The 20,216-nt window shown below is 40.1% G+C and carries 25 protein-coding genes; 21 read left to right on the top strand and 4 right to left on the bottom strand.

Annotation, left to right across the window (positions count from 1 at the left end):
* Positions 1 to 444 (top strand): gamma-glutamylcyclotransferase family protein, encoded by a 444-nt coding sequence (locus ACTQX6_RS05590; protein WP_195223070.1) that lies wholly within the window; start codon positions 1 to 3, stop codon positions 442 to 444.
* A 100-nt stretch (positions 445 to 544) separates the two neighbouring features.
* Positions 545 to 2,245 carry a phospho-sugar mutase gene (locus tag ACTQX6_RS05585; RefSeq protein WP_414601311.1) on the top strand — a complete coding sequence of 567 codons (1,701 nt, stop codon included), beginning with the start codon at positions 545 to 547 and terminating at the stop codon, positions 2,243 to 2,245.
* A gap of 28 nt (positions 2,246 to 2,273) precedes the next feature.
* On the opposite strand, the gene ACTQX6_RS05580 is transcribed toward ACTQX6_RS05585, so the two are convergent.
* On the bottom strand, positions 2,274 to 3,437 hold the full coding sequence (locus ACTQX6_RS05580; protein ID WP_294687653.1) for an aminotransferase class I/II-fold pyridoxal phosphate-dependent enzyme: 1,164 nt from the start codon (positions 3,435 to 3,437) through the stop codon (positions 2,274 to 2,276).
* Positions 3,434 to 3,928 carry an Lrp/AsnC family transcriptional regulator gene (locus ACTQX6_RS05575; RefSeq protein WP_117445185.1) on the bottom strand — a complete coding sequence of 165 codons (495 nt, stop codon included), beginning with the start codon at positions 3,926 to 3,928 and terminating at the stop codon, positions 3,434 to 3,436. The genes ACTQX6_RS05580 and ACTQX6_RS05575 overlap by 4 nt, the downstream gene beginning before the upstream one ends.
* Before the next feature lie 215 nt (positions 3,929 to 4,143).
* On the opposite strand from ACTQX6_RS05575, the gene gap reads away from it, so the two are divergent.
* Positions 4,144 to 5,157 (top strand): type I glyceraldehyde-3-phosphate dehydrogenase, encoded by a 1,014-nt coding sequence (gap, locus tag ACTQX6_RS05570; RefSeq protein WP_117445186.1) that lies wholly within the window; start codon positions 4,144 to 4,146, stop codon positions 5,155 to 5,157.
* Positions 5,158 to 5,272: 115 nt separating this feature from the next.
* On the opposite strand, the gene ACTQX6_RS05565 is transcribed toward gap, so the two are convergent.
* Both ACTQX6_RS05565 and ACTQX6_RS05560 read right to left on the bottom strand, forming a co-directional pair.
* Complete coding sequence (locus ACTQX6_RS05565) at positions 5,273 to 5,638, bottom strand: hypothetical protein (RefSeq protein ID WP_321035172.1); 366 nt, start codon at positions 5,636 to 5,638, stop codon at positions 5,273 to 5,275.
* 44 nt (positions 5,639 to 5,682) lie between these two features.
* Positions 5,683 to 6,072 carry a PD-(D/E)XK nuclease family transposase gene (locus tag ACTQX6_RS05560; RefSeq protein WP_320870153.1) on the bottom strand — a complete coding sequence of 130 codons (390 nt, stop codon included), beginning with the start codon at positions 6,070 to 6,072 and terminating at the stop codon, positions 5,683 to 5,685.
* A 337-nt stretch (positions 6,073 to 6,409) separates the two neighbouring features.
* On the opposite strand from ACTQX6_RS05560, the gene ACTQX6_RS05555 reads away from it, so the two are divergent.
* The 18 genes from ACTQX6_RS05555 to secG all read left to right on the top strand — a co-directional run bounded on the left by ACTQX6_RS05555 (position 6,410) and on the right by secG (position 20,193).
* Positions 6,410 to 6,568 (top strand): hypothetical protein, encoded by a 159-nt coding sequence (locus tag ACTQX6_RS05555; RefSeq protein ID WP_022789312.1) that lies wholly within the window; start codon positions 6,410 to 6,412, stop codon positions 6,566 to 6,568.
* 46 nt (positions 6,569 to 6,614) lie between these two features.
* Positions 6,615 to 7,946 (top strand): cysteine--tRNA ligase, encoded by a 1,332-nt coding sequence (cysS, locus tag ACTQX6_RS05550; protein ID WP_294688254.1) that lies wholly within the window; start codon positions 6,615 to 6,617, stop codon positions 7,944 to 7,946.
* Entirely contained in the window at positions 7,946 to 8,332 is a 387-nt protein-coding gene (locus tag ACTQX6_RS05545) for a Mini-ribonuclease 3 (protein WP_117445188.1), read from the top strand. The genes cysS and ACTQX6_RS05545 overlap by 1 nt, the downstream gene beginning before the upstream one ends.
* Positions 8,329 to 9,042, top strand: coding sequence for a 23S rRNA (guanosine(2251)-2'-O)-methyltransferase RlmB (gene rlmB / locus ACTQX6_RS05540; protein ID WP_294688249.1), 714 nt, complete (start codon positions 8,329 to 8,331; stop codon positions 9,040 to 9,042). Before ACTQX6_RS05545 ends, rlmB begins: the two co-directional genes overlap by 4 nt.
* Before the next feature lie 26 nt (positions 9,043 to 9,068).
* Entirely contained in the window at positions 9,069 to 9,668 is a 600-nt protein-coding gene (locus tag ACTQX6_RS05535) for a sigma-70 family RNA polymerase sigma factor (protein WP_117445190.1), read from the top strand.
* A gap of 305 nt (positions 9,669 to 9,973) precedes the next feature.
* Entirely contained in the window at positions 9,974 to 11,677 is a 1,704-nt protein-coding gene (locus tag ACTQX6_RS05530) for an ABC transporter substrate-binding protein (RefSeq protein ID WP_294688246.1), read from the top strand.
* A gap of 61 nt (positions 11,678 to 11,738) precedes the next feature.
* Positions 11,739 to 12,722 carry an ABC transporter permease gene (locus tag ACTQX6_RS05525; RefSeq protein WP_117445192.1) on the top strand — a complete coding sequence of 328 codons (984 nt, stop codon included), beginning with the start codon at positions 11,739 to 11,741 and terminating at the stop codon, positions 12,720 to 12,722.
* Between the two features lie 10 nt (positions 12,723 to 12,732).
* Positions 12,733 to 13,644 carry an oligopeptide ABC transporter permease gene (gene opp4C, locus ACTQX6_RS05520; RefSeq protein ID WP_272007518.1) on the top strand — a complete coding sequence of 304 codons (912 nt, stop codon included), beginning with the start codon at positions 12,733 to 12,735 and terminating at the stop codon, positions 13,642 to 13,644.
* Positions 13,645 to 13,653: 9 nt separating this feature from the next.
* Positions 13,654 to 14,667 carry an ABC transporter ATP-binding protein gene (locus tag ACTQX6_RS05515; protein ID WP_168966501.1) on the top strand — a complete coding sequence of 338 codons (1,014 nt, stop codon included), beginning with the start codon at positions 13,654 to 13,656 and terminating at the stop codon, positions 14,665 to 14,667.
* Positions 14,660 to 15,646 carry an ABC transporter ATP-binding protein gene (locus ACTQX6_RS05510; RefSeq protein ID WP_294688237.1) on the top strand — a complete coding sequence of 329 codons (987 nt, stop codon included), beginning with the start codon at positions 14,660 to 14,662 and terminating at the stop codon, positions 15,644 to 15,646. Before ACTQX6_RS05515 ends, ACTQX6_RS05510 begins: the two co-directional genes overlap by 8 nt.
* Positions 15,643 to 15,831: a hypothetical protein gene (locus ACTQX6_RS05505; protein WP_117445196.1), complete on the top strand. Its 189-nt coding sequence runs from the start codon at positions 15,643 to 15,645 to the stop codon at positions 15,829 to 15,831. The genes ACTQX6_RS05510 and ACTQX6_RS05505 overlap by 4 nt, the downstream gene beginning before the upstream one ends.
* A 12-nt stretch (positions 15,832 to 15,843) precedes the next feature.
* Entirely contained in the window at positions 15,844 to 17,544 is a 1,701-nt protein-coding gene (locus ACTQX6_RS05500; RefSeq protein WP_168966506.1) for a M3 family oligoendopeptidase, read from the top strand.
* A gap of 4 nt (positions 17,545 to 17,548) precedes the next feature.
* A complete protein-coding gene (locus tag ACTQX6_RS05495) occupies positions 17,549 to 17,932 on the top strand; it encodes a VOC family protein (protein ID WP_195222014.1) in 384 nt (127 codons plus the stop codon).
* A gap of 267 nt (positions 17,933 to 18,199) precedes the next feature.
* Positions 18,200 to 18,349, top strand: coding sequence for a 50S ribosomal protein L33 (gene rpmG, locus ACTQX6_RS05490; protein ID WP_022789325.1), 150 nt, complete (start codon positions 18,200 to 18,202; stop codon positions 18,347 to 18,349).
* Between the two features lie 13 nt (positions 18,350 to 18,362).
* Positions 18,363 to 18,566, top strand: coding sequence for a preprotein translocase subunit SecE (secE, locus tag ACTQX6_RS05485; protein ID WP_022789326.1), 204 nt, complete (start codon positions 18,363 to 18,365; stop codon positions 18,564 to 18,566).
* A gap of 15 nt (positions 18,567 to 18,581) precedes the next feature.
* On the top strand, positions 18,582 to 19,130 hold the full coding sequence (nusG, locus tag ACTQX6_RS05480; RefSeq protein ID WP_117445199.1) for a transcription termination/antitermination protein NusG: 549 nt from the start codon (positions 18,582 to 18,584) through the stop codon (positions 19,128 to 19,130).
* Between the two features lie 21 nt (positions 19,131 to 19,151).
* Positions 19,152 to 19,934 (top strand): HAD-IIA family hydrolase, encoded by a 783-nt coding sequence (locus tag ACTQX6_RS05475; RefSeq protein WP_117445200.1) that lies wholly within the window; start codon positions 19,152 to 19,154, stop codon positions 19,932 to 19,934.
* 28 nt (positions 19,935 to 19,962) lie between these two features.
* Positions 19,963 to 20,193 (top strand): preprotein translocase subunit SecG, encoded by a 231-nt coding sequence (gene secG / locus ACTQX6_RS05470; RefSeq protein WP_117445201.1) that lies wholly within the window; start codon positions 19,963 to 19,965, stop codon positions 20,191 to 20,193.
* Positions 20,194 to 20,216: the final 23 nt, after the last annotated feature.

Genomic DNA, 20,216 nt, shown 5'->3' with positions numbered 1-20,216 from the left:
TTGAAAGAACAAGGATTTTTAAAGCTTGCCTATGCGGCTTATGGAAGCAATCTTCATCTAAAACAGATGGAAGTGCGTTGTCCCGATGCAGAATGTATAGGGAAGGGATATCTTGAAGATTATCAGCTGGTATTTGGAAAACGAGGATTTCTGGATGTAGTACCTTGCCAGGGGAAAAGAGTACAAGTTGGTTTATTCAAAGTGACGGATACAGATCTTCAGGCATTGGATGAATACGAGGAATATCCGGAGCTATATGATCGTATTACCGTTTCAATCCAAACAGAATCAAAAGAGCAGGTTCAGGCTTTTGTCTACAAGATGAATCCTTATGATTCGATGGAAAAACCAACAGAAACGTATTGGACTACAATCAATGAAGGGTATGACAATTTTTCCTTTGATAAGAAAGATTTAGAGGATGCCTTATCGAAAATCGACTAAGAGGTCAAAAGACCTCTTTTTCTTTATATCGTCATGAAAACGATATCATTTTAAAGAAAAAATGATATAATAAATCTAGATTTTAGGAGGATTATTGTTTATGTCTATTGTTGAAGAAAGATATGAAAAATGGGTCAGTCACCCTAATTTGGATCCACGTTATAAAGACGAATTGAATAATATGGATGCCCAGGAAAAAAATGATGCCTTTTATACGCTGATTGAATTTGGGACAGCCGGCATGCGTGGCTTATTAGGACCTGGAACGAATCGTATCAACATTCACACGATCCGAAAAGCAACACAGGGATATGCCAACTACATCAAAAAAGCCGGAGAAGCTGCCTGCAAAGCCGGTATTGCCATTGGGTATGACAACCGCCATATGTCAAAAGAATTTGCCTTTGACTGTGCTGATTTGTTGGCAAAGAATAATATCGCATCCTACGTGTTTGAATCTCTTCGTCCAACACCGGAATTAAGTTTTGCGGTACGTCATCTTCATTGTTTTGGCGGCATCATGATCACAGCCAGTCACAATCCAAAGGAATATAACGGATATAAACTCTATGACGATAAAGGATGTCAGTTAGTTCCGGCTTTGGCAGGTCAGGTCATTGATGAGGTTAACGCAATTGAAGATGAATTAGCCATCGATGCCAATTGCACAGACAAACAAAAGAAACTGGTTACTGTAATTGGTAAAGAAGTGGATGAGGAATACTATAAAAATGTATTAAGTATTCAATTGAATCCGGATGTGAAAAAAGATATCAAAATCGTATTCTCTCCAGAACATGGTACAGCAAATATTCCTGTTCAGGAAGTGTATAAACGGGCAGGCTATACATGCATTCCGGTCGTAGAACAATGTACACCGGATCCAGATTTCTCAAATACGCCGACACCAAATCCGGAACAGCCGGGTGCGTATGAACTGGCTTTAAAATATGCCAGAGAAAACGATGCCGATGTGATTTTGGTTTGTGATCCGGATGCCGATCGTATGGGTGTTGGGGTAAAACACAATGGAGACTATGTTGTCTTAACCGGAAACCAGTCTGGCTCAGTTGAAATCGAATATATTTGTTCACAGTTAAAAGAAAAGGGTTTGATGCCGGAAAATCCAGTGATGTTCAATACGGTTGTCACAAGTGATCTTGGTGAAAAGGTTGCGGCTGATTATGGTGTGGAAACCGAAAAGACATTGACCGGATTTAAATTTATTGGGGAAAAAGTTGCCAAATACGAAGTAACTCATGAAAAGAATTATGTCTTTGGATATGAAGAATCGTATGGTTCTTTGATCAAACCATTTGTTCGTGATAAAGATGCACCGCAGGCTTGTTTGATGTTGGCGGAAGCAGCCAGCTTCTATAAGCAGCAGGGAAAAGATCTGGTAGATGTACTTGACAGCTTGTATGAACGTCATGGAACATATGAAGAAAGTCAGGTTGCCTTGACATTGTCAGGGGAAGTCGGTGCCAATCGTATCAAAGAAATTCTTGCGGATTTAAGAAAAGAGGCGCCAACTGAAATCAATGGTTCAAAGGTCGTTCGCAGTGAGGACTATAAAGAATGTACGATCAGGGAAGGTGACATGGTAACAGAATTGACCGGATTTACAAAATCGGATGTTTTGAAATATTATCTGGAAGATGGAAGCTGGATTGCCGTACGTCCAAGTGGTACAGAACCTAAGTGCAAATTCTATTATTGTATCAAAGGAAATTCCAAAGAGGATGCACATGAAAAAACAGTGGCCTACCAGCAGGCTATGAAGGAACTGACAAACAGCTAATGAAAAAGGATCGCAGATTGCGGTCCTTTTACTTTGTCAGATTGTTTAAGAAACGTTCGATTCGATCACAGGCTTCTTTGATATGATCGATACTGTAGGCATAGGAGATACGAATAAATCCTTCTCCATGCTTGCCAAACGCATTGCCGGGAACGCAGGCGACTTTTTCCTGATCCAGCAGTTTTTCACAGAATTCATCGCTGGTCAATCCCGTTTTCTGAATGTTCGGGAAGACATAGAATGTGCCATGAGGCATATTGGTTTTTAACCCCATCCGATTGAGCCGATTGACCAAAAGATTTCTTCGATTCATATAATCTTTTTTCATGGTCAATACATCTTCCAGGCCGTGCTGTAATGCTTCAATGGCTGCATATTGAGCCTGGGTAGGAGCAGACATGATCACATATTGATGGATCTTGGTCATCGCATCACTGACTTCGGCATTGGATAACACATAACCAAGTCGCCAGCCTGTCATCGCAAAAGCTTTTGAAAAGCCATTGATGACAAGGATCTGATCTTTTACTTCATCAAATTGTGCCAACGAAGCAAATTCCTGATCAAAGCTCAGCTCGGCATAAATTTCATCGCTGATGACATAAATGCCGCTTTCTTTTATGATCGGAACGATCTTTTCATAATCCTCTTTGGTCATGACACCGCCGGTTGGATTGCTGGGATAGTTGATGATCATGGCTTTTGTTTTATCCGTGATAGCTTGTTGCAAAACATCCGGCATCAATTTAAATTCATGTTCTTCCTTTAATTCAATGGGAACAGGAATTCCGCCGGCCATTTCAATCGTAGGTGCATAGGCAACATAGTTAGGATCCAGAACGATGACTTCATCGCCCGGTTCTACCAAAGCGCGCATGGCCAGATCAATGGCTTCACTGCCGCCCACGGTCACAAGCGTTTCCTTTTTTGGATCATAGCTTTGATGATAACGAACCTTATGAAATTCACAGATCGCCTGGCGCAGTTCAAGAAGACCGCGATTGGCTGTATAGTGTGTTTTTCCGGTGGACATTGAATGAATGGCGTTTTCACAGATATGCCATGGGGTATCGAAATCCGGTTCTCCCACACCTAAAGAGATGACACCATGCATTGTGTTGGCTAAATCAAAAAATTTACGGATACCGCTGGGTTTAATTCTTTTAACAGTAGAGTTGATTGGCTTTCTCATGGGGTAACCACCAATCTAGGCTCTGAAGTTTCCGGTTCATCCTGCATCAAAAGACCGCTTTGTTTATATTGTTTTAGGACAAACAGTGTTTTGGTCGAAAGAACATTTTCCACACAGGCGATCTTATCAGAAACAAATCGGGCGACTTCAAACATGGTCTTTCCACAGACCAGACAAAGAAAATCGCAGTCACCGCTTAACAGATACATGGTTTCTACTTCCGGGTATTTGGCAATCAACAAAGCGGTCTTATCATAACCTTGATTACGTTGTGGCGTACAGTTGACTTCGATGTAAGCCATGACTTTTTGATCACGTAATGCTTTATTATAATTAATGACTGTATGATATCCGCAGATGATCTTTTCGTTTTCCAGTTTTTGAATTTCCGCTTCTACAGCATCCTTGTCTTCATTTAAAATATCGGCAAGATCCTGACTGGTCAGTCGGGCATTGTTCTCTAACAAGTCTAAAATGGCTGGCTGATTCATAAGCATTCCTCCTTAGTTATAAACCTTATTTTAGCACAGACCTTATTTTAGCACAGAATCATGAGGTTGTCTTTCAAGAATTGAAAGGGATTGAAACAAAAAGAAAACGATATGAAAAATGTGGTAAAATGATGGGAATTGACAGGCGCATACATTGACAAAAAAAGGTTTTGTTTCTATAATGATGTTGTTAATTTAAAGGAGGATTTACTGATATGACAGTAAAAGTTGCAATCAACGGTTTTGGACGTATCGGACGTTTAGCATTCCGTCAGATGTTCGGTGCCGAAGGGTACGATGTTGTTGCTATCAACGATTTAACCAGCCCTAAAATGTTAGCTCATCTATTGAAATATGACTCTACTCAGGGTACATATGAAAAAGCTGACACTGTAAGTGCTGGTGAAAACTCTATCACTGTTGATGGAAAAGAAATCACAATCTATGCAGAAGCAGATGCTTCTAAATTGCCTTGGGGTGACCTGGGTGTAGATGTTGTTTTGGAATGTACAGGATTCTATACTTCTAAAGCAAAAGCTGAAGCTCATATCAAAGCAGGAGCTCGTAAAGTTGTTATCTCTGCTCCAGCTGGAAATGACCTTCCAACAATCGTTTACAACGTAAACCATGAAACTTTGAAACCAGAAGACACAGTTATTTCTGCTGCAAGCTGTACAACAAACTGCTTGGCACCAATGGCTGCTGCTTTGAACAAATTGGCACCAATCGAATCAGGAATCATGACTACAGTTCATGCTTACACTGGTGACCAGATGACTTTGGATGGTCCTCAGCGTAAAGGTGACTTACGTCGTAGCCGTGCTGCTGCCGTAAACATCGTTCCTAACTCTACAGGTGCTGCCAAAGCTATCGGTTTGGTAATCCCTGAATTGAACGGAAAACTGATCGGTTCTGCTCAGCGTGTTCCTACTCCTACAGGATCTACTACAATCTTAGTAGCTGTTGTTAAAGGGAAAGTTACAGTTGACGAAATCAATGCTGCTATGAAAGCTGCTGCTACTGAATCTTTCGGATATACTGAAGAACAGTTAGTATCTAGCGACATCATCGGTATGCGTTACGGATCATTGTTTGATGCTACTCAGACTATGGCTCATGAAATGGAAAACGGAGATACTCAGGTACAGGTTGTATCTTGGTATGACAACGAAAACTCTTACACAAGCCAGATGGTTCGTACAATCAAATACTTCTCTGAATTAGGATAAGATTTGAATTAGTCGTAAAGAGATTCTTTTTGGAATCTCTTTTTTTTATGAAACGATAAAAAAAGCAGGACAATGACAAGAGTTAAACATGCATTTCCTGCTTTTTGATTATCTTCTAGATCGTTTGTAAGAGTTTCTGGATCTCTTTTACGGGCTTTTGTAAGACTTTTGAAATTTCCTCAATAGACATCGATTGTGATAAAGTCTGAATTACTTGTTTTTGTCCTTCAAGAATGCCTTCTTCACGGCCTTTCTCTTTTGCCCGTTTGATTCGTGCATTTTCCATTCGAATGCTGTCATTGATACTCAACTGTTCGAATTCTTCATTGAGCTGATCGATCCATTCCTGGCTCATATACTTGATGATCTTGTCTGCCATGGCGATTCCTTCTTCCTGCTTGATTACTTCTTTGATTATAGACTGTTTTCCTTCGTCTTCAAAGTATTTCAGAAAGAAACTCCACTTTTCAAGTAAGCTCATGTCTTTTACATCCATCAAAGGAACTTTGGGAAGCTGAACAAAGATCAGCTTAACTGTCCGGCATATTTTAAAGCCTGTCCTTTACAGTTTCTTTGTTCAAACTGTTCCACCAGATCTTCATATTCCGGAGAAATGATAAAACCCGTGATCACGATTTGATAAACAGGATGAAAATTCGAATAGGGTTCTCCTTCCTTGAGTACTTGTCTGGATGCTAAGCGAATCTCATAATAGAACATGCGATAAAAGAATTCTTCTGGATCGTAAACCACCTGCATTTCGATATTGGCCAGACGACCATCATCAAAAGAGACAAGAAGATCCATGCGGGGATGTTTCTGATGGGCAATCTCGGAAGTCAGTTCACTGTTCATAACTCTGACAGAAGAAACCGGCTGTTTGAGAATGGAACGGAGCAGGGAACAAAGTGCGATCTGGCTTTCTTTCGTATCGGAGCAAAGACGGATTTAAAAGCCATGTCGTGTTTTAAATTCAATTTCGATGGCATAGAAACCTCCATTCTATCGGCTATCAAAACAAAACAGTAAAAGAAGGCAGGTAAATACAGATTTCACATACTAGCAATAATAGCCTCACTATTAGATACGAAATAAATCAGAAAAACTATTAAAAAAATTTTAATGATGAGTTTATGTACATATCCTTTAAGTTTTCTATCATTTTATAAAGTCATGCTGAAGTTTTATCGTGCCTTTCTTGAAATATCATGGGAAGTAAGGTATCCTAGATATACATTAGAAGGTGAAAGTTATGCCATTAAAAGAACGGTTGACAAATGATGATCGAGACGAATTAAGCGAAGGTGTAGATGATCTGGATGCAGCATATATCCAGATGTTGAAAGATCAGGGAATTGATGCCGATCTGGTCAAACAGTTTCGTGATTTGAGTCTTGAGACAAAAGATTAACACAACATAGACCCTGTCTATGTTTTTTTAGAAAGGAATGATGGAAATGAATTTATATAGCAGCTATACCCAGAAAATCGAAGAATTAAAGCCTATCGAGCCTGGAAAGGTTTCCATGTATGTCTGTGGACCAACTGTATATAATGAGCCGCATGTGGGGAATGCCCGGCCTATTGTCGTGTTTGATACGTTGAAAAAAGCACTGGAATTACAGGGCTTGGATGTTATGTATGTGAGCAACTATACAGATGTTGATGACAAGATCATCAAGACTGCTTTGGAACAAAATGTGAGTGAAAAAGAAATTACAGATAAATATATTGAAGCGTATAATCGTGTACGTAAAAATCTGCATGCGGATCTGCCGGATGTAGCACCGCGGGTTACGGAAACGATGGATCAAATCATTGCGTTCATTCAGAAGCTGATCGAGAATGGTGCGGCTTATCAGGTTGATGGTGATGTGTATTTCCGTGTAAGCAGTGATAAAACCTATGGAGAATTATCGCATCAGAAAATGGAAGATCTGATGGTCGGTGCTCGTATTGATGAAAATGAGAAAAAAGAAAATCCTTTGGATTTTACATTATGGAAAGAAACAGAGCAGGGAATTCAATGGGATTCTCCATGGTCAAAGGGACGTCCGGGATGGCATACGGAGTGTGTTGTCATGATTCATAACGTATTTAAAAAAGCGTTGATCGATATCCATGGCGGTGGTCTGGATCTTAAATTCCCGCATCACGAAAATGAAATGGCACAATGTCAGATGTGCTCTCATACGCATTTAGCAAATATGTGGGTACATAATGGTATGATCAATATTCAAAATGAGAAGATGTCAAAATCGCTGGGAAATGTCTGGTGGGCCAAAGATCTGATTGAAGCGCATGGGGGCAATACCATTCGCTGGATGATGATCTCGGTACACTATCGTTCACCATTAAATCTAAATGAAGAAGCAATCTCTTCTTCCCAAAAAGAATTGAATAAGATTTATACAGCATATAAACAAGCTTGTGTGCAGTTGCAGCTGCAGAATGTAGAAACCGATGCGGTCGATGAAGAAAGCTTGAAGGCTTTTGTAGATGCTTTAAATGATGATCTAAATACGCCAAATGCGATTTCTGTCGTTCATGAAGTAATCAAAAAGATCAACCAGGCATTGCGTGCCCGTCCTTTTGATGGACAAAAGGTCGCAGCCTTAAAAAATGCACTGGAAAAGATGTTGTGGGTATTAGGAATTGAATTAGATTCTATCGTACTGGATGAACAGGATAAAGAAACGTATGCCGCATGGCGAAATGCGGTCAAAGCAAAAGATTTTGAAACTGCCGATGTATATCGTGCTAAATTACAGGAAAAAGGAATCTTGTAATGGAGATCGTAACGCATAATGCGACCAGTCTTGCCTGGATGGGAGATGCCTTAATGACATTAAGAGTTCGTAAGCATCTGCTTGATAAAGGCTATCAAAAGGCAGACATTCTACAAAAAAAGAGTGCTCGTTTGTGCAGCGCTAAAGGACAGGCTGTTATTTTGGATAGGCTGATGCAGGAGGATTTCTTTACCGAAGAGGAAAAACAGATCCTTCATCGAGGAAGAAATGCGAACATTCATTCAAAGGCTAAAAATGCGGATGGACAGACGTATCTAAAAGCAACAGCACTGGAAGCTTTATTGGGCTATCTATATTTATATGATCACCATCAGCGCCTGGCGCAGTGTTTGGATCAAATTGTTGAAAAAGGAGATTCTCTATGATCGTTTATGGAAAGAATGTGTTTACACAGTTGGAAGAAAATCCGGATTCAATCTTAAAAATATATGTGCAAAAAGGGCTTCGTGATAAACGTTTTTTACAGCGCGTAGAACAGCTAAATAAAAAAATGACAGTTGTATCTCGTGATCAGCTGGATGCCTTGACTAAAGGTGCCAGGCATAATGGAATCGTAGTGGAAGTTAAGGAAATACCGACATACGATCTCAAACACATCTTAAATAAGTCCAAACAGCCCGGCTTGATCGTGGCTTTGGATGGCATACAGGATCCCCACAATTTAGGAGCTATTTTACGCAGTTGTGATTGTACCGGTGTTGATGGAGTGATTCTTTGCAAGCACAACAGCGTGGGCTTAACACCATCGGCTATCAAGGCCAGTACAGGAGCGGCTTATACGATTCCGGTCTGCACGGTAACCAATTTAAAAAATGCTCTGCAGGAATGTAAAGAAAACGGGTATTGGGTCGTAGGCAGTGATATGGATCAAGCTCGTGATTATCGTCAGGGTATCTATGATGTACCTCTGGTTCTGGTCATTGGCTCGGAAGGCAAAGGTATTTCCAATCTGGTTAAGAAACAATGTGACTACATGGTTAAATTACCCATGGAAGGAAAAATTTCTTCTTTAAATGCCAGTGTGGCCTGTGCTGTACTCTTGTACCAGATTCATAGTGCCAGACATTCTCTGTAATTTCTTTTTGCTCTGGAAAGGGCGAAATGAGAAGAAAAAATGTCAATTTCTGGATTTATTTGTTTTTCATAAAAGATGAAGAAGCATTTAGCTATCTTCGTAAACATTATCGAGCAATGGTCAACACGATCATTTGTCATGCGAATGTCAGTCGCGATGGCCATCAGCTCAATCGATGGGATATGTTAGCCATTGCCGATACCATCCTGTTAAAATGCCTATATTGGTTTCAAATACGAAGACAGCGTAATTTTACATCATTTTACAAGCAAGTCTTGTTGAATGAGTTTAAAGATACCTACCGCATAAGCTATCGAAACAGAATGCCGGAATATTACCAACATGTTTATTTGGATTCCAAGGTCAATGAAGAAACAAGGGATTATTATGTGGAACAAACCTATGTTTCGCAAGATCCTACGCACGAAGTGGTCATAGGATCCATTATGGCAAAAAATTATCTGGATCAAGTTTTAGCGCAATTGAATCCTATGCAAAAAAAGATCCTTTCCTTACGAATCAAAGGGTATAGAAGAATTGATATTTGTCGTCAATTAAAAATTTCACCACAACGACATGATTATGCGGTACGTAAGATAAAAAAATGTTTACAGGAAATACTCTAAGAATTCCATGACAGGAATTCTTTTTATTTGAAAATGTTTTCTGAAAAATTTTTACAATTTTGACTAGATAATAAAATGAATATGAACTATAATTTAACTATGAATTGAAAATAAGTTTATTTTTTACACATTATTTGACTTGTTTTCAATTTTAATCTTTTATGGATCTGAGAGCTGAAACAGAACAGTGATAAAGTGCGATCTCATTTCTTTTGGATCGGCTTGCGGAACCATACAAATGGATACAGCATGGATTTGTGCCATACCTCTGGTTTTTGACATGCTAATCATTCAAGGAGGAAGTTATGAGAAAAAGAAGAATGATCGCTGGTTTAGCATCTATTGCTATGGCAACGACATTGGTTGCCTGCTCTTCCGGTTCTTCAGACAAAAGCAACACGCTGACGGTCGGTGTTAATCAGGAATTAAATGGGGTGTTTAGCCCGGCCTACTACAGTAGTAGTTATGATGGTTATGCAATTGACTTGGTATATGAACCGTTATTAGGTTATAACGCAGACAATGAGCTTGTGCCGCAGTTGGCTCAGGATATGCCGGAAGTCAGTGATGATGGATTAACGTATACTTTTAAGATTCGTGAAGGAGCTAAGTTCTCCGACGGAACCCCGGTTACCAGCAAGGATGTTAAATACAGCTTTACTCTTTTAGCCGATCCCAGCTATACCGGACGTTTTGCAATCAATGCAGAAAATATCGTAGGATATAAAGAATATAATCAGGGCGATGCCGAAGAGCTGAGCGGTATTGAAACACCGGATGATGAAACAGTTATCTTCCATGCGGCTGAACCACGTATCGACAATTTAGTTACTTTTGGAAATAATATGAAAGTCATGAGTGCAAGTCAGTTCGATTATAAAAAAGGTGATACCAGCGAAATCGAATCCAGCACCAGTGAAATGTTAGGAACTGGACCATATAAATTGAATTCTTATGATAAATCTTCCGGCGCTTCTTTTGTACGTAATGAAAATTATGAAGCAAAAGACGGTGAATACTCCATTGACAAAGTCATCATCAAGACAACGGATGTGCAGACCGAAGTTGACGAGTTAAAATCTGGAAGCGTAGATTTATTACCGCAAACAATCGAACAACAGAAAATCGGTACAGTATCCAAGGAAGATGATTTGACATATAATTCTTACTTCCGTGCAGGTGAAGGATATATCGCATTCAACGCTGTCGATGGTCATACAACGGCCGACAATGCGGTTCGTCAGGCTTTGTCATATGCGACCGATCGTCAATCGTTTGTCGATAGCTACTTTAAATTTGAAGATGCTTCGGATGAAGTTGTAGAAAATACAAAATTAGGTTATGTACCGCAAGTATTCTGGAATCCGGTATCAGAAAACTTAGGTGAATATGTACGTGGTGAAAAACCATTAGATGGATTAACGGTTTATAACTTTGATACCGAAAAGGCAAAAGCTGTTTTGGATGCCGCCGGATGGAAAGTCGGAGAAGATGGCTATCGTTATAAAGATGGAACGAAATTGGAAGTGAAGTGGATGCTGTCAAAAGACAACTCGGTATTGGAGACACTGATTCCAATGGTACAGAAATCCTGGAAAGAAATTGGAGTCGATTTAAAACAGACAACCGTTGATTTCAATACTTTGATCGATACGGTTCAAAATCCTGAAAAATCTTCAGAATGGGATGTCTTCTTTATGGCTATTGGTTATACCGGTCTATCCGATGGCGATGCCAACAGTAACTATGGAAATACACCGGATAATTATCCGCAGATCCATGATGCGCAGTTAGATGAGTATCTGCGTAAAGGTATGTACACGAACGATGCGGAAACTTCAAAAGAAAACTATTTAAAAGCGATGGAAAGAGCTTCTGAAGTAGATGCCTATTTGCCGATCTACGGAAATCAGTATTTTGATCTTTACAATAAACGTGTAAAGAATTTGAAAACGTCCTCCGTACATAGCTGGGCACAGGCAATGGATCAGGCCAGTCTTGAAAATTAATGCAAAAGGAAGAGCAAGCCTTTCGACTTGCTCTTCTATTTATACGTAAGGAGGCAGTCAAATGATTAAATATATACTCAAGCGACTCTTGGTCTTATTACCGGTTTTACTGGTCATCTCCATTGTGATCTTTGGCACGATAAAGGCTATGCCAGGGGATGAAGTGACCGCTTATTTTGGAGCCGGTTCCAGAGCTACCGAAGAACAACGTGAACAAGTTCGTGAAAGATTGGGTTTAGATAAAAGCTTGCCGGAGCAATATGTACGCTGGCTTGGTCGAGTGGTAACCGGCGATTTGGGAAATTCCGTTTCCCTGAAAAAACCGGTAGCGGATGTCATTGGTCCTTATGTGTGGAACACCTTTTATCTAAACGCACTCTCGTTGATTATCGCATTACTGTTCGCAATTCCTATAGGCATACGACAGGCCGTTAAAAAAGGGTCTTTTTTTGATAATTTCTGGTCTGTATTTTCCTTGTTGGGAATTTCCGTACCTACATTCTTTTTCGCTATGCTTCTGATTTTCTTTGTCGGTAATAATGTTCCGGGCATGCCGATTAACGGTATGTATGATCCGATGTTGAAATCCTTTGGATATTCCTCTGTCTTTCAAATGATCGGAGATGTGGCTGTTCATTCCATTTTACCGGTTACGGTACTTGCCTTCAGTAACTTCGCAACTTTCTCTCGTTATGTAAGAAATTCTATGGTTGAAGTCATCAATATGGATTATATCCGTACTGCCAGGTCCAAAGGATTGAAAGAAAAAGTTGTGATTTATCGCCATGCCTTTAAAAATGCGCGTATTCCATTAGTAACATTGTTGGGATTGTACATTCCTTCTCTGTTTTCAGGTGCTGTTATTCTGGAAACGGTATTTGTCTGGCCGGGCATTGGAAAAATCTTGATCGATTCAATCAATAATCGTGATACTTCATTGGCAATGGCCTGTTTGATCTTTAGTGCTTTATTGATGGTCTTGGGAAATTTATTAGCCGATATCGCATATTCCTTTGTCGATCCAAGAATCAAAGTAGAGGATTAGAGGTGTTGATATGAAGAAAAAACAAAATATCGTTTTAGAAAATGGGGAACATATCGATGTCGTTGGTCCTTGGACCCTGGCATGGCGTCGTTTTAAGGCGAATCGTATCGCAATGATCGGACTAATCATCTTCTTAGTGATCTTGGTTTCAGTGATCGTGATTCCTATTGTTATGGGAATCGATGTCAATGATTATGATTTGTCAAATTCGAATTTGGCGCCCAGTGCACAACATTTATTAGGAACGGATAAACAGGGACGCGATGTATTTTTCCGCTTATTCCTGGGTGGAAGAATTTCAATCTTTGTCGGTGTCCTGGCGGCTGCTTTTACAGTGATCTTAGGTTCGATTGTCGGAGGTGTTGCCGGATTCTATGGAGGACGTATCGATAACTTTTTGATGCGTTTTACCGAAGTGGTTTACTCCTTGCCATTTATTCCCATGATTTTGGTAGTTTCTTCTATCATGCTGTGGGTTCCGCAGGAGCAGAAGCTTTTGGTTGTTGCCTTGATCATCGGTGCCCTTTCCTGGCCGGGATTGGCAAGGCTTGTCCGAGGACAGATTTTGACCTTGCGTGAGCAGGAGTTTATGCAGGCATGTGAAGCTTTAGGCTTTTCGGATTTCTCAAAGATCTTTAAACATTTGATGCCAAACGTATTTTCTTTGATTATTGTCAATGCGACTTTAGGGATGGCCAGTGCCATCTTGACAGAAGCCGGACTTTCCTTTTTAGGAATGGGTGTGCAGGCACCGACACCAAGCTGGGGAAATTTGATGAATCTGGCAAGAGAGTCACAGATCTTTTTAAATTATCCATGGCAATGGGCACCGGCCGGAATCATGTGTCTTTTGACGGTCGTTTCCATTAACTTGATCGGAGAAGGAATTCGAGACGCCTTTGATCCAAAGGCATTGCGATAGGAGGTCTGTATGTCAGTAAACAAAAAAGTTTTAAAAGTAGAAGATCTTCGTATCTACTTCCATACAAAAAATGGGGATGCCAAGGCGGTAGATGGCAATCATTTTACCATGTATGAAAATGAAACACTTGCGATTGTCGGAGAATCCGGATGTGGAAAATCGGTTACGGCCATGTCGGTTTTAGGACTGGTGGATAAACCGGGAGAGATCATGCCGGGTTCTAAGATCGTTTATACCGGAAATGTACAGGATGATGCGGCCGGCCTTGATCTGGCACACGCCAGTGATGAGCAGATTCGGGAGATTCGCGGAAACGAGATTTCCATGATCTTTCAAGAGCCAATGTCTTCTTTAAATCCGGTAATCACCGTCGGTGATCAAATTATTGAAAACATTACCACACATGAAGATGTCGATGCCAAAACAGCACGGGATCGTGCCATCGAGCTTTTAAATGAGGTTGGTATCAGTCGTCCGGAAAAAGTGGTCGATAACTATCCGTTCCAGCTATCCGGTGGTATGTGTCAGCGTGTCATGATTGCGATGGCTTTATCGTGTAAACCAAAGCTATTGATTGCCGATGAGCCAACGACCGCTCTTGACGTCACAATTCAGGCACAAATTTTATCTTTGATGAATCGCTTAAAAGAAAAAACCGGAACTTCTATTATGTTGATCACGCATGATCTAGGTGTTGTGGCCCAGGTGGCTGATCATGTCAATGTCATGTATGCCGGTAAGGTGGTAGAAAGTGCACCGGTCAATGAACTGTTTGAAAATCCCAAACATCCTTATACGATCGGTTTGATGAAATCGATGCCAAGTCTGGCGGATAAGGAAGAGCGTTTATCCACAATTGAAGGCTCGGTTCCGAATTCTTTGTATTTACCGAAGGGTTGTTATTTTGCGGATCGTTGTCCTTTTGCCATGGAGAAGTGTAAAGAAGGACAGCCTAGTGATACAAAGATCAAGAGTCGCCATCATGTATGGTGCTTCTTACATGAGGAGGAAGATCATGCCTGAACGTAAGAAAATTTTAGAAGTTAAAAATTTAAAGAAATATTTTCCCATCAAAAAAGGAAAGTACAAAGAAGGTCAACCGGCTGTCAAAGCGGTAGATGATATTACCTTTGATCTGTACGAAGGTGAAACACTTGGCCTGGTTGGAGAATCCGGCTGTGGGAAATCAACCTTAGGGCGTACCATCTTACGGCTGTATGAGCCTACCGGTGGAAAGGTTATGTTTCGAGAAGAAGATATCTCTAAAAAGAATAAAAAAGAGATGCGTAAGCTGCGTGAAGAGATGCAGATCATCTTTCAGGACCCGTATTCATCATTAAACCCACGCATGAATGTGTTTAATATCCTGGCGGAACCTTTGTTGGCGCATGGCATCTTTAAACGAGGACCGGAGCTGGAAACCTATGTCAAAGACTTGATGGATCGATGTGGTCTTCCAAGCTATTATTGTTACCGGTATCCGCATCAGTTTTCCGGCGGACAAAGACAACGTATTGGTATTGCACGCTCTCTGGCATTGAATCCAAGCTTTGTGGTTTGTGATGAGCCGGTCAGTGCTCTGGATGTATCCATACAGTCACAGATCATCAACCTGATGAAAGACATGCAGGAAGAAAAGAAGATTTCTTATATCTTTATCAGTCATGATCTCTCGGTTGTAAAGCATATTTCCGATCGTGTCGGTGTCATGTATTTAGGCTCCATGGTAGAACTGGCTGATAAAGAAGTGCTGTATCAAAATCCGCAACATCCTTATACAAAGGCTTTGATTGCGGCTATTCCGATTCCAGATCCTAAAAAGCGAAAAGAATTAAGTGTTATTCAAGGTGAAATTCCAAGCAATGTCAATATTCCGACAGGTTGTAAATTTCATCCACGATGTCCTTTTGCCAAGGATATCTGTAAACAAAAGGAACCGGAGTATCGAGAAATTCAAAAGAATCATTTCGTGCGTTGTCATTTTGCGGGTGAGTTTGAATGAATGGACGTGAACGCCTCCGTTCGATCTTCAAAAAGAAAGAAATAAAGCCGGATGCCTATACGGATCTGGAAAAGGGAGACAGACTGGCTTTATTCATTGCCGCTTTTAGTGTATTTGGACCTATTCTTTTGATTGGAATAGGAATTCTGGCCTTATTTATATGGGGCTGGAATGCTTTTTTTTAAAAAGGAGGAGCTATGCAGTTTAAAGATTATACATATCAACATATAGATGCGCCCTTATTACAGAAACAATTATCGGACCTTGCCCTTGCGATTCAAGAGTCCAAAACTATAGAACAGGTACAAGATTGTATCAAAAAAGTTGATGAAATTCGCCGGTTTGTGACCACACAAGTTTCTCTGGTGGAAATACGACATACCATCGATACCAAAAATGATTTCTATACCAAAGAACAGGAGTTTTTGGATTCCGTATTACCGGAATTGGAGAAAGATTATGAAAAGATAAACCGTGCGCTTTTAGACAGTGCATTTTTGGCTGATTTAAAACAGGCTTTGCCGGAAACCTTCTTTCTTCAAAAGGAAATGGATATCAAAGCCTTTGATCCTGTCATTGTAGAAGATATGCAGGAAGAAAATCGTTTGATGACAAAATATCAGGCTTTGATCGCCAGTGCAGAGATTCCGTTTGATGGCAAGGTTTATAATTTATCCAGTTTGGAAGTTAAGACTAATTCTTCCGATCGCCAAGTGCGTAAACGTGCATTACAGGCTTATTGGAACTGGTTTGAACAACATGAAGAACAAGTCGCAGAGATTTTTGATCAGATGATCAAAGTTCGTACACGTATGGCACAAAAGATGGGCTATGAGAACTTTATCGAACTAGGCTATGCTCGTATGCGTCGTTATGATTACGATCAAAAAGATGTGGCTAACTATCGTAAACAGGTTTTAAAGGATGTTGTTCCTTTATGCAGTACATTGTATCAGCGCCAACAAAAGCGCTTAGGCTATGATACATTACATGCCTGGGATGAAAAGGTAGAATTTGTGCAGGGGAATCCAACACCTAAGTACGATCGTGCCGAGTTAGTCAAAAGAGCTCAAAAGATGTATCATGAATTATCGAAAGAAACCGGTGTTTTCTTTGACTTTATGGTTGAACATGATCTATTGGATCTTGACAGTAAACCGGGTAAGGCAGCCGGTGGTTATTGTACGTTTATGCCGGATTACAGAAGTCCGTTTATCTTTGCAAACTTCAACCAGACACAACATGATGCCGAAGTGTTAACCCATGAAGCCGGTCATGCCTATCAAATTTTTGAATCGCGAGATATTTATCCAGGCGATTGTGTATGGCCAACTTATGAATCTTGTGAGATTCACTCCATGTCCATGGAATTCTTTACGCATCCGTGGATGAACAGCTTCTTTGAAGAAGATACAAAACGCTATTATTACTCACATATGGCCGGCAGTCTTAAATTCCTGCCCTATGGTGTTTTAGTGGATCATTTCCAACATGAAGTCTATGCGCATCCACAGATGAGTCATAAAGAGCGCATGGATACATGGCGTCGTCTTGAAAAAGAGTATCTGCCACATAAAAACTATGAAGAAGTCGATATACTGGAAAGAGGTGGCTGGTGGATGCGACAGGCCCATATCTTTATGTCACCGTTCTATTACATCGATTATACATTGGCCCAGGTTTGTGCCATGCAGTTTTGGGCACGTATGGAAAACAAGGATCCAAAAGCCTTTGAAGACTACCAGCACATTTGTAAGATCGGTGGAACGCTGCCATTTAGAAAGATCGTAAAAGAAGCCGGTTTGATCGTTCCATTTGAAGAAGGTTGTTTAGCACAAGTGACAAGCTCTGTTTCGCAATGGTTAGATGCAATAAGCGAAGAAGATCTGGCAGCCTGATACGATGCACCACATTGAAATCTATGTTGGCAATTTAGAAAAAACAAGAGCCTTTTACAGCTGGTTATTAAGTATATTAGGCTTTACGTTATTTCAAGATTGGCCACAAGGCTTTTCTTATGCGAAAGATGGCTTTTATTTAGTTTTTGTACAAACACGTGAGAAATATCTTTCAAATGGATACAATCGTTGTCATATTGGACTAAATCATCTGGCCTTTTCCTGTGAGGATAAAGACAAGATCGATCGAATTCGCGAACAATTGATTGTAAAAGGTATAACCCTTTTGTATGATGAAAAATATCCATATGCCGGAGGAATGGATCATTATGCTGTATATTTTGAAGATCCGGATCGTATTAAGTTAGAAATCGCATATCAAAAATAAGGATATAAGATTAACTCCCGCTTGTTAGTGGGAGTGATTTTGTCTGGCAATGGAATACCAGTTTTACAGAATCAAAAGGAAGACTTATGTTTTGATGTTTTTCAACTTCTTAGAGTTGTTCTTAGTGCATAAAAATTATGATTCATTTTCTATGTTTGGTGATAGAATATGGCAGAATTGGATAGAAAATCTAAAAAAAGCACAGTTTCATTTGACTAATGTAGAGAATAAGTGTTAAATTGAATAAGCTGTGGGAGTGTGATTTTTATGGCGGATAAAGTAATTTTAACGTGTAGTGAATGTCTGTCCAGAAATTATGTGACGACAAAGAACAAAAAGACGAATACCCAGCGTTTAGAGGTTAAAAAGTATTGTCCAAAATGTGGTAAACATACTTTACATAAAGAAACAAAGTAGGAAAGGGATCGTTATGGCAAAAGAAAAGAAAGAAAAAAAAGAAAGAACATATTCTCCCAAAGGAATCTGGCGTGAATTAAAACAGGTGGAGTGGCCGGGCTTTAAAGGCTTGATGAAATCCAGTGGGTTGGTCATTCTGTTTACTTTATTATTTGGATTCTATTTCTTTATTTGTGAACTCGTTGCCAGCGGTCTTTTAAAGGTTATCGTTGGATAGTTTAGGAGGGACATCATGGCAGAAGAGTTGAAAAAAGAGTGGTATGTCGTAAATACCTATGCGGGACAGGAAAACCGTGTAAAGGAAAACCTGGAACGTCGTATCAGCACAATGGGCTTGGAAGATTATTTATTCCAGATCGTTGTGGCGGAAGAAAAGGAAATCGAGTATAAAAACGGAAAACCGGTAGAAAAGACAAGAAACTTGTTTTCCGGTTATCTGTTAGTGCAGATGATCATGACTGATGAAGCATGGTATGTTGTACGAAATACACCGGGTGTTACCGGATTTATCGGATCTTCCGGAAAGGGAGCTAAGCCTTTCCCGGTTGCTCAGGAGGAAGTCGATTCCGTGCTTCGTCGTTTAGGTCGTAAAGATATCAACATTCAGGTTGATTTTGGTATTGGTGATACGGTAGAAATCTTAAACGGGGCTTTCAAAAACTCAGAGGGAGTTGTGGAAGCCATGGATGAAGAAAAACAGGAAGCAACCGTATTGTTGATTCTGTTTGGACGTGAAACACCGACAGAAATTCCTTATATGGATTTAAAGAAAGTCGACTAGACTTTCTTTTTTTGGAGGCTTATGAAAACATTACTCTTTGATTTAGATGGAACGATGTACCGGGGCACACAGATCATTGAAAGTGCCAAAACGTTTTTGGAACATTGTCAAAAACAGAACATTCCATATCTGTTTTTGACCAATAATTCGATGCGTACCCGCGAAGAAAACGTTATTCACATGGAGAATATGGGCTATACGGGTATTTCTCCAGATCAGTTTTATAACAGTGCTATGGCCAGTGTGCAGTATGTTCGTTCTCATTATTCAGGAAATACGGCTTACTATATCGGCAAGGAAGGTATGAAACAAGCCTTGTTGGATGAAGGGTTTACAATCACAGATCAAAATCCGGATTTTGTCTTTGTCGGACTGAATAAAGACGCTGATTATGCACAGTATTCCAAAGCACTGCAGTTGTTATTGAATGGAGCAAAGCTGATTGGCACCAATCAAGATCGTATCTTGGCAAAACCCGGTGGTTTTGAAATGGGCAATGGCAGCATCGTAGCCATGTTTGAATATGCATCTTCGCAGAAAAGTCCGAATATCGCAAAGCCACATACGCCAATCTTAGAACTTTGTCTTTCACACTTTCATTTGAAAAAGGAAGATGTGATTTTGATCGGAGACAATTTGGAAACGGATATTTTACTGGGGAAAAATGCGAATGTACAGACGATTTTTGTACAGACGGGTGTTCATACACAAAAAGATGTGGAAAGGCTGAATATTCATCCGGACATCATTGTTCGTGATCTATTGGACTGTTTGGACTTTTCTTTTGATTCGTTTATGTTATAATGAGTCTTGATAAGGAAGAGTGGATAAAATGGAAGATTTTTTAAATGTAATTTTAATGGTACTTTCGGGTATCATCATAATACTTGTACTGCTGCAGAGCGGAAAATCCGATGGATTGAGTGCTGCTTTTACCGGAAGTGGTGATTTGAACTTGTTTGCAGTACAAAAGGAACGCGGACCTGAGAAAGTCATCTCTCGTGCTACTTTGATTTGCGGAATTTTGTATTTCGTACTTGTAATCGCATTACAGATCGTTTAATAAAGGCCGTAAGGTCTTTTTTT

The sequence above is a fragment of the Faecalicoccus sp. LCP19S3_E2 genome (assembly GCF_052121255.1).
In the GTDB taxonomy this organism is placed as follows: Bacteria; Bacillota_I; Bacilli_A; order Erysipelotrichales; family Erysipelotrichaceae; genus Faecalicoccus.
Note: the sequence above shows the minus strand (reverse complement) of the source record. Positions and strands in the feature narration are given on the sequence as shown.

Coding starts and splice junctions, on each gene's coding strand:
- ACTQX6_RS05585 (WP_414601311.1), top strand. CDS start 545: ATGTCTATTGTTGAAGAAAGATATGAAAAATGGGTCAGTCACCCTAAT.
- ACTQX6_RS05580 (WP_294687653.1), bottom strand. CDS start 3,437: ATGAGAAAGCCAATCAACTCTACTGTTAAAAGAATTAAACCCAGCGGT.
- ACTQX6_RS05575 (WP_117445185.1), bottom strand. CDS start 3,928: ATGAATCAGCCAGCCATTTTAGACTTGTTAGAGAACAATGCCCGACTG.
- gap (WP_117445186.1), top strand. CDS start 4,144: ATGACAGTAAAAGTTGCAATCAACGGTTTTGGACGTATCGGACGTTTA.
- ACTQX6_RS05565 (WP_321035172.1), bottom strand. CDS start 5,638: ATGAGCTTACTTGAAAAGTGGAGTTTCTTTCTGAAATACTTTGAAGAC.
- ACTQX6_RS05555 (WP_022789312.1), top strand. CDS start 6,410: ATGCCATTAAAAGAACGGTTGACAAATGATGATCGAGACGAATTAAGC.
- cysS (WP_294688254.1), top strand. CDS start 6,615: ATGAATTTATATAGCAGCTATACCCAGAAAATCGAAGAATTAAAGCCT.
- ACTQX6_RS05545 (WP_117445188.1), top strand. CDS start 7,946: ATGGAGATCGTAACGCATAATGCGACCAGTCTTGCCTGGATGGGAGAT.
- rlmB (WP_294688249.1), top strand. CDS start 8,329: ATGATCGTTTATGGAAAGAATGTGTTTACACAGTTGGAAGAAAATCCG.
- ACTQX6_RS05535 (WP_117445190.1), top strand. CDS start 9,069: ATGAGAAGAAAAAATGTCAATTTCTGGATTTATTTGTTTTTCATAAAA.
- ACTQX6_RS05530 (WP_294688246.1), top strand. CDS start 9,974: ATGAGAAAAAGAAGAATGATCGCTGGTTTAGCATCTATTGCTATGGCA.
- ACTQX6_RS05525 (WP_117445192.1), top strand. CDS start 11,739: ATGATTAAATATATACTCAAGCGACTCTTGGTCTTATTACCGGTTTTA.
- opp4C (WP_272007518.1), top strand. CDS start 12,733: ATGAAGAAAAAACAAAATATCGTTTTAGAAAATGGGGAACATATCGAT.
- ACTQX6_RS05515 (WP_168966501.1), top strand. CDS start 13,654: ATGTCAGTAAACAAAAAAGTTTTAAAAGTAGAAGATCTTCGTATCTAC.
- ACTQX6_RS05510 (WP_294688237.1), top strand. CDS start 14,660: ATGCCTGAACGTAAGAAAATTTTAGAAGTTAAAAATTTAAAGAAATAT.
- ACTQX6_RS05505 (WP_117445196.1), top strand. CDS start 15,643: ATGAATGGACGTGAACGCCTCCGTTCGATCTTCAAAAAGAAAGAAATA.
- ACTQX6_RS05500 (WP_168966506.1), top strand. CDS start 15,844: ATGCAGTTTAAAGATTATACATATCAACATATAGATGCGCCCTTATTA.
- ACTQX6_RS05495 (WP_195222014.1), top strand. CDS start 17,549: ATGCACCACATTGAAATCTATGTTGGCAATTTAGAAAAAACAAGAGCC.
- rpmG (WP_022789325.1), top strand. CDS start 18,200: ATGGCGGATAAAGTAATTTTAACGTGTAGTGAATGTCTGTCCAGAAAT.
- secE (WP_022789326.1), top strand. CDS start 18,363: ATGGCAAAAGAAAAGAAAGAAAAAAAAGAAAGAACATATTCTCCCAAA.
- nusG (WP_117445199.1), top strand. CDS start 18,582: ATGGCAGAAGAGTTGAAAAAAGAGTGGTATGTCGTAAATACCTATGCG.
- ACTQX6_RS05475 (WP_117445200.1), top strand. CDS start 19,152: ATGAAAACATTACTCTTTGATTTAGATGGAACGATGTACCGGGGCACA.
- secG (WP_117445201.1), top strand. CDS start 19,963: ATGGAAGATTTTTTAAATGTAATTTTAATGGTACTTTCGGGTATCATC.